At 72.9% G+C, this 1,260-nt stretch carries 1 protein-coding gene and 1 pseudogene; both read right to left on the bottom strand.

Going from position 1 to position 1,260, the window contains the following annotated elements:
- Positions 1 to 186: pseudogene (locus tag FCI23_RS55775) on the bottom strand (acyl-CoA desaturase); the annotation flags it as partial.
- A 21-nt stretch (positions 187 to 207) separates the two neighbouring features.
- A partial coding sequence (locus FCI23_RS55770) for a ferredoxin reductase (RefSeq protein ID WP_136731775.1) occupies positions 208 to 1,260 on the bottom strand: 1,053 nt, incomplete at its 5' end.

The raw sequence follows: 1,260 nt of genomic DNA, 5'->3' as shown, positions 1-1,260 counted from the left end.
CAGGGAGACCAGGAGTGCGGCGCGTCCGGCCGCCTCCAAGGTGCGCTGCACGGCGATGACCCGCCGGATGTAGCGGGCGTCGCTCTCGCCGCGCTCCGCGATGATCTCCTCGCGGATGCGGTCGAGTTCCGCGGCGAACGCTTCGACGTCGGTGTCGTCCAGGTGGGCGGTGGTGGTTGCGTTCATGGGAGGACTCCTCAGGGGTGTTCACAGTTCCAGGTGCACGGGGCCGGCGGCTGCCGACACGCAGGTCTGCACGAGGTCCCCCGCCTCGCCGTGGATCCGGCCGGTGCGCAGGTCGCGTACGCGGCCGCCGACGAGCCGGGCGACGCAGCTGTGGCAGATCCCCATCCTGCAGCCGCTGGGCATGGCCACGCCTGCGTCCTCACCGACGACGAGCAGTGGGACGCACGGGGCGGCGTCGGCCTCGCGCCCGCTCACGGTGAAGCGCACGCGGCCGGGCCTGTTCGCCTCGGCATCGGCTGCGGTGGTGGTCGCGAGCCGGAAGCGTTCGACGTGCAGCTGCTCGGCGATCCCGGCCCGGGCCCAGTGCCGTTCAACCGCCTCGAGCATGCCGGCCGGCCCGCATGCCCAGGTGCCGCGTTCGCGCCAGTCGGGCACGAGGCCGGCCAGCCGGTCGGCGGTGAGCCGTCTGGACCGCGCGCCTGTGCCCGGGCCGCCGGGGTGCATGCGCGTGTAGTGCTCGTGGAGCCTGAATGCCGCGGTCCGACGGGCCAGTTCGCGCAGTTCCGGGCCGAAGACGACGTCCTGGGGCGTGGCAGCGCTGTGCACGAGCATGGTGTCCGGCACGGCGTCGCGGGCCGCCAGCGCGCGCAGTATCCCCATCACGGGGGTGATGCCCACCCCGGCGGTGAGCAGCAGCAGCCGGGGCGGGACCGGGTCCGGCAGCGTGAAGTCACCGCCGGCCGAGCCGAGCCGCAGCACAGTGCCGGGGGCGGTATGCCGGCCGAGGTGCGGGGAGACACGGCCGCCGGGGAGTGTCTTGACGGTGATCGAGACAAGACCGTCGCAGCTGTCGGGCGCGGAAGTGATCGAGTAGACCCGCCAGTGGAGCACTCCCTGGATCTCCACTCCCACGCGGAGGTGATGTCCGGGTTGGTGGCCGGCCCAACCGCGGCCGGGCCGGATCAGCAGCGTGGTGGCATCCGCGGTCTCGCGCCTGACGCTTTCGACGCATCCGCGCGGCTCGGAAGCAGACCACAGGGGATTGACAAGTCCGAGGTAGTCCTCGGGCAGCAG

This window comes from Actinacidiphila oryziradicis, assembly GCF_005047355.1.
GTDB classification, from domain to species: Bacteria; Actinomycetota; Actinomycetes; order Streptomycetales; family Streptomycetaceae; genus Actinacidiphila; species Actinacidiphila oryziradicis.
The sequence above is the reverse complement of the archived record's forward strand: the minus strand, read 5'-3'. Positions and strand labels throughout refer to the sequence as shown.